General features: G+C 41.7%; 3 protein-coding genes. 1 reads left to right on the top strand and 2 read right to left on the bottom strand.

The genetic code is table 11. The features are described 5' to 3' along the window. Positions 1 to 4,132 (top strand): calcium-binding protein (locus JK188_RS06105; RefSeq protein ID WP_442959113.1); only part of this gene is annotated, 4,132 nt, incomplete at its 5' end. Positions 4,133 to 4,204: 72 nt separating this feature from the next. Here JK188_RS06105 and JK188_RS06100 read toward each other — a convergent pair. Next, positions 4,205 to 5,395, bottom strand: coding sequence for an amino acid aminotransferase (locus JK188_RS06100; RefSeq protein WP_211885140.1), 1,191 nt, complete (start codon positions 5,393 to 5,395; stop codon positions 4,205 to 4,207). 325 nt (positions 5,396 to 5,720) lie between these two features. Beyond that, positions 5,721 to 6,803, bottom strand: a complete 1,083-nt coding sequence (locus JK188_RS06095; protein WP_283092601.1) for a porin — start codon at positions 6,801 to 6,803, stop codon at positions 5,721 to 5,723. Positions 6,804 to 7,146 lie beyond the last annotated feature (343 nt).

Raw genomic sequence — 7,146 nt, 5'->3', positions numbered from 1 at the left:
GCATGGGGGGGCCGGGGCTATCCAAAGCCTCATTGGGGCTTATTCAATTTTAAATAGATTGGATAACCCTGATATTAGCGCCGAAGAGGCTAAAGAATTAGAAAAACAATTTTATTTACTTTGCGCTTCAGCCTTTTTTAATTACGGTGACATGATAATACAGCCGATGTTGCTCAATATCGCCTCAAATAAAAATGCTACTTCACTTGTTAGAGCAAGGATATCGATCGGTGTTGTGGTGATTTTTAATTTAGTTGGGATGGGCATTGATATTTACCAAGCCTACGATAGCCTATCTAAGTTAGATAGTGTGACAGACCCGAAACAGCGCCAAGATTTAATTGTTAATGCGTCATTTTCGATTGTTAGTGCGGTGGTCAATGGTGTTACGGTTATTGCGGTATTGGTAGGCGCTTCCTCAGTCCCTGTGGCGGGATTAGTTATTGGCGGAATATTACTGGTTGGTGGCTGGGTCTATAACGGTGTTCGTGCTGTCGAAAAGATTAAAGCAGTGATTGATATTGATTGGGATCGTGAATTAGAGGAAGGGATCCGTGGGGCGCTAGGACTAGAGCCCACGTTACGTAGCCAACAAGAAATGAGTACCCAGTTATATATCAATGCATTTAAAGAACAAGAGTGGCAAATGGATCTTGCACAGTTTAGAAACGGTATTTTACAAGCCGGCTTTGATCATCATTTGACGGTTATAGAGAAACCCACTTATGAAAATGAGCCCCGATATTATTTAGTTGATGACTACGGTAATCATTTTTACGGAACTCTAGCAAATGTATATCATGGTATGCATACTTGGGTTGCAACCTATACGGCAAAAGGCGCACCATCGTTCACTGAGGAAGAGGTCGAGTTTATCTTTGCGAATAAGGTGATAAGAAAGACGGCTTGGTATCGAAATTTAGCAAATCTTTATGGTGATAGAAATCGGAATCTACGGGAACATTTTCGCCCACATAAAAAAGCCAAAGAGGTTATTGACCAAAAGCGTACAGGAAGTGTACCAACCCACGAACGCTATTATTTAAATTTGGTCTACAAAAACCCGTTACTTGATGAATTTCAAACTCGCCATCGTATATCAAATGGTGATGCGACATTATCGTTAGAAGACCAATTAGCGAAATCGGCCCCTGAACAACTTAGTTTTTATTCAAAGAAAAGAGAGTTTGGGGTATTAGGGCAACAGATATTACGTGAAAACGAGCGACTAGAAAGTGAGCATTTAGTTAATGATAAAAAAGGCATTAGCCTTTATCTTAAGAACCCGTATAGCCGAGGAACGAGTTGGAATACAGGGAACGGCAATGACTTGCTTATCGGCCATCAAGAACAAAAAAATGCCTTCCAAGTTCTTTCTGGGGAAAAATACTTTGCGGGGGGAAATAAAGACGACCTGTTTTATATTCGGGACAGTAGTTTAACGTCACTTCGTTCCCGTGATGATAATAAACCAACAAAGTACCTAGATGGTCAGCAAGGACAAGACACAATAGTGGTCGATGGCTTACCTGAAGGTTATGATGTCCATGCCAATTTAGCGTTAAATAGTCTGCACTATAAACATCAGTTTACATATCAATTTATTTCGGTTGCCCATTTACAAAGTATCGAGAATATCCTCATCAAAGGAAATAGCAATGACCAGTTACGTGGCAATGATATGGCTAATATTCTTGATGGTGGATTGGGTAAAGATTTACTTATTGGGGAAGGTGGTAACGATAAACTGATTTTAACCCAAGGAACGGCAGTGGGCGGTCAGGGCGATGATAGTTACCATATCCGACGTTTTGATTGGACGACGGATGTGGATAACCTTTATCTGACGAACCGTTATTGGGATAGGAAACTAAAAGCAGTCAAAACAAAAACGACGCTTAACCCAATCTACCAACATAACCATCAACAGTATCACGTAAAAGTGGTTATTGATGAGTCCAGCCAATCTCAAAGCATTGTTAGCCTAGCGTATTCACTGAATGAAATAAAACAGGTCTATCTTCAAGATAATAACTTGTATCTCGTCATTTCATTACCTAGCTCCAAGGTGGATGATTTTACTTACAGCAATGTCGAGAGCTCGGTGACGATTGTCTTGAATAACGTAACTACGGTGAGCCAAGGTCAACAAAAAGCCAGCCATACTTATCGGTTACATACGAAAGATGGTTTTGTGATGACCAGCCAGATAAAAGCGTTAGATGAAGGGATGCCGACTCAATTCTTCAATATTAGCTATATTCAAGAAAATGACCAACTCACAAGTTCGGATGGCAAATCAGTCAAAATTGATGAAACGTTAAACGCCATTACCATCAACCAAAACCGTCATCATATAGCCCCAAGTTGGGGATGGTTTACGCCAGTTGGGCGAGCAGATAATTTGGTGTATCAGGGGGATGATAAGAACAATCTATTATCACTCATTAGCTCTGGAAGTTACATTCATGTCAGCCGCGGAATAGATACCTATCAAATTGTACATGCGGAAGATGAGCGTTCGACTATCACCTTTGATTTTGCATCGGTTAATGGGCAATTTACACAGGATGATAAAGTCATTTTACTTCTACCTACCGATAATGGCTATGTATTGTCGATGGACGGGTTAACGCTACATAGCAAGGATAAATTCGGTCAGCGGCAATTAGCGATTAATTTCGTCAGTGTTGATGATAAATTGACCGATGTTATTTTGATTCAGGATAAATACAGCAATGTGTTTTCATTAGATTTGCAGACTCAGAGTCTTACGCCACTGAAACCTGTTTCTAAGAGTAGTGAAAGTGCCGATGAAATTATATTACCTGTAGGCTATTTGTCTGAGCGGCATATCATTGATGGGAAAGGTGGTGATGACATAATTATCAACAAAAGTGGAGAAAGCTACATACTGATAGGTGGTGAGGGGGATGACAATATCAAAGCTATTGATGGTAATAATGTGTTATATGGTGGCGCCGGAGACAATTTTTTGAGTGGTGGTGAAGGCGATGACTTATTGTTGTCAAGCCAAGGAAATGACACCTTAATGGGGGAAGCTGGGAATGACCACTATGTTATTGATGGAAACCATTCTGGCGCGGTTTATTTGGAAGACAATCTCGGTGACAACCACATTCACTTAATTAACTTTAAACCACAGATGGTTGAGGAAACCCTTGGGGAAGAACTGTACCACCTCTATGTCTCTCAAGCGGGAAAAATCGTCAAAATAAAACAGCCAACCGATGGCAGCAAAGCCAGTGTTACGGTACATCACTATGAGCAGTTAGGTGCGGAATATTTCTTGCCGACAAAAAATGGAATGACCCCATTAGTGGACTACTTATCGACTCAACAGGATTTAGCTAAACAGTCTGGTCGACTGGCAACCTGGAAGCCAGTGAGTGAATTAGCTGAAACATTAAAGGGAATAGCTAAGCCATTGAAACAAACCGCAGGTAATGATGGCATCTTAATAAAGACCCCTAACGAACACTTATTGATCGACACCTTAGATGGCGATGATGAAATTGTTGACCATTCATCTCAAGGTCGCGTGATTAAGGGCGGGAATGGGAATGATAAACTGATTGCTTTTGGTGGTGAGAATGTCCTGTATGGCGGAGAGGGTAATGATATCTTACTGGCACAAGGTATGGGGCAGGATGTTTTGGTTTCCTTAACGGGCAATGACAAGCTTTCCGGCGAGAAAGGCGATGATCTCTATATTGTGAGTGGTCATGGGCAAGGAAATGTGGCCATTAATGATTTTGAAGGGCGTAATCAAGTGGCTCTGATTGACTTTAAGATAGATGCTATCAGTTATCAGGAAGTATCTCCTAGCATTGCGGAGACAACCTATCAGTCATACAGCGGAAGAACGGTCACGCTACGTCATAATAATCACCAAGGCTCGATGGCTAATGTGATGCAGGTGAGCCATATAAACAATCATCAAAAGCTTTCACAACAGAATGTGGATTTAAAGATTGACCGTTTGATTCAACTGCTTGCAGAGCAGCGGATTGAGCATGAAAGCAATTTGGAAAATCAATCTAAAAAGAATTCGCCAGTGCCTCATTGGGGCGCGGTGTCTACAACAGAGCATTTTCTTAACGTTCTGTAATCCTTATTGATGTAAAAACAAAAAAACACCCCATATGGGGTGTTTTGCAATTCATCAGATTCAAATTGAATCTTAAAGCACTTTCACAATGGCATCACACAGTGGAACCATGTTTTCCAGTGTTAAGCCAGCCACGTTGATACGGCCAGAGCTTACGGCATAGATACCAAATTCGCTACGTAGACGCTCTACCTGCTCTTTAGTCAGTCCACTGAAGGAGAACATACCATTTTGGTTGATAATGAAGCTAAAGTCTTGTTTAGCGCCTTTCTCTTCCAATGTTTTAACCAGTAACTGACGCATACGTTTGATACGCTCGCGCATTGAAGTCAGTTCTTGGACCCACTCAGCTTTTAGTGTTTCATCAGACAGGATAGTGGTAACAACCGCCGCACCGTGTGCTGGTGGGTTTGAGTAGTTAGCACGAATAACCGCTTTCGCTTGGCTAAATGCGCGCTCAGCGTTATCGCTATCTTTGGCGATGATGGTGCAAGCACCCACACGCTCATTGTACAGACCGAAGTTTTTCGAGAATGAGCTAGCAACAATCATTTCTGGGTTGTTTTTGGTGAAAATGCGTAAGCCTTCTGCATCTTCATCTAAACCTTTCGCAAAACCTTGGTAAGCGAAGTCGAATACAGGTAATAACCCTTTTTCAGCACACAGAGCAGCCAGTTGGGTCCATTGCTCTGGTGTTGGGTCAATACCAGTTGGGTTATGGCAGCAGCCATGAAGAACAATCACATCACCAGCAACCGCAGATGACAGGCTGTTCAGCATGCCAGTAAAGTCCATACCGTGGTTGGCGGCATCGTAGTAATTGTAAGTCAGCACTTCTAAGCCAGCTGCTTCGAAAATATTCTTATGGTTAGGCCACGTTGGGTTGCTGATCCAAACACGTTTTGCGTTAGTTTGTTTAGCAATGAAATCGGCAGCGATACGCAGGGCGCCTGTACCACCAGGTGCTTGCGCTGTACGAGCACGTTGTGAGCTGATGATTTCATGGTTAGCACCAAACAGCAGCGTTTGAGTGACACGACCAAACTCCGGCATTCCGCTAATCGCGAGGTAGTTTTTGGTATTCTCGTTTTCTAGCAGGAATTTCTCTGCTTTTTTGACGGTGTCTAGAACAGGGGTTTTACCTGATTCGTCTTTGTAGACACCGATACCGAGGTTGATTTTGTTATCGCGAGGATCAGCACGGAAACTATCAGCAAGACCGAGGATAGGGTCAGCTGGGGCAGAAATGATTTTCTCAAACATATTGTCGATTCCAAAACTCTGTGGTTTAGCTGAAAAGAGGTATAACGGAAAATGTCGAGCCATCAGAGTAACTTGGAAGAGGGTTTTTGCCAATTGTTTTACTAAAAATTGGTGTGATCTTGTGAGCTAGATAGCCATTACATCAAATTTAACCAAAAATTGAGTATAGACCAGTGAGTTAATCTAATTAGTGGGATTATTAACAAATAAGACGGTTAGCAGATTCGATGGTGGGGGAATAAAATGCGAGCAATAAAAAAGCAGCGCCGGAGCGCTGCTTTCAAAAACATGATTTACTGTTTTCAGATTATCAGTTAACTGATAATTAGAATTGGTAAACTAAGCCCAGACCAACTACGTTGTCAGTCATCAGACCATGAGCTTCAGAGAAGTCATTGTCTTTCAGCAGGTTGATTTTGTAATCAACAACTGCAGACATGTTTTTGTTGAAGTAGTAGTAAGAACCTACAGAGATGTATTTAACGATGTCACCGTCGCCGCCAGCGATGTCTTTAGCTTTAGATTGGTTATAACCTAAAGATGGTTTCAGGCCGAAGTCGAACAGGTATTGAGCTACTAATTCAACGTTTTGAGTTTTGTTAGCGATTTCGTGTTTATCACCGAAGTGAGTTGTGTTCAGTGCTTCACCGTACATAGCTGCTAAGTATACGTTGTTAGCGTCAAATTTCGCACCAACGTTCCATGCTTGAGCACGTTTACCTTCAGCTTCTGAAGTTTTTTGAGCTTCAGTACGAGCAGAGTTAGAGTAACCACCACCCAGAGTCACGCCCCAACCTAAGTCATAAGCGGTAGAGAAACCGTAACCGTCACCGTTGTCTTTGTAACCAACGCCAGTACCTGATTTGTTAGAATCAGTGTTTTTGCCTTGGTATTGCAGCGCGAAGCTCAGGCCATCAACATAACCGAACATGTTGTTGTTACGGTAAGTAGCTAAGTTACGGTTACGTGAAGTCATGAACGTGTCAGTTTGAGCCATAGTGTCGCCGCCCCATAATGGGAAAACGTCGGTCCATGCGTTCGTGTCATAGATAACACCGTAGTTACGACCGTAGTCTACAGAACCGAAATCTTTAAATTTCAGACCCGCGTATGCTAAACGGTTTTTGTTATCGTTGTTGTTTTCAGTTTTGTTAGTCTTAGTTTCCCACTCGAAACGACCAAAACCAGTCAGTTGGTCAGTGATTTGAGTGTCACCTTTAACACCTAAACGAACACGTGAATCGTCGCCGTCTTCGCCGCTTTCTGAGTTAGCGAAGTAGTGACGAACGTCAACTTTACCGTACAGGTCTAATTTGTTGCCGTCTTTGTTGTAGATTTCAGCTGCGTTTGCTGCACCAGCAGCTAACAGAGCTGGGATAACCATTGCAAGAATATTGCGTTTCATCATTATTATTACCCTCATTGGTGTTATTCGGACACCTGCCACTGCCAAAAATAATCCATAAATTTCTTTTGAACTATTTATGAGAGATTAGTGTCGTCTTTAGTCGGCGTCCAGTGTTCCATTGGTAGATAAATTTATCTACCCCCAAAATGCTACAAAAACGAAGATTCTGAAACAAATGGTAACAAGGTGTTTCTAAATGTAAAAAATAGAGTAAAAAATAATCACTCATCCTACCAGTTGAAAAAATTTTACAAAAAAGAGGGAACTTTTTTGAAAGACAAATTGAACTTTTTTCGAACGATATCATTCATTGATGAGGGAAAAGTGTACTGACAAATAAGAA

The sequence above is a fragment of the Providencia sp. JGM181 genome (assembly GCF_018257375.1).
GTDB classification, from domain to species: domain Bacteria; phylum Pseudomonadota; class Gammaproteobacteria; order Enterobacterales; family Enterobacteriaceae; genus Providencia; species Providencia lanzhouensis.
Note: the sequence above shows the minus strand (reverse complement) of the source record. Positions and strands in the feature narration are given on the sequence as shown.

Bases quoted from the DNA above. Each gene is read 5' to 3' on its own strand.
- JK188_RS06100 (WP_211885140.1), bottom strand. From the start codon at position 5,395: ATGTTTGAGAAAATCATTTCTGCCCCAGCTGACCCTATCCTCGGTCTT.
- JK188_RS06095 (WP_283092601.1), bottom strand. From the start codon at position 6,803: ATGATGAAACGCAATATTCTTGCAATGGTTATCCCAGCTCTGTTAGCT.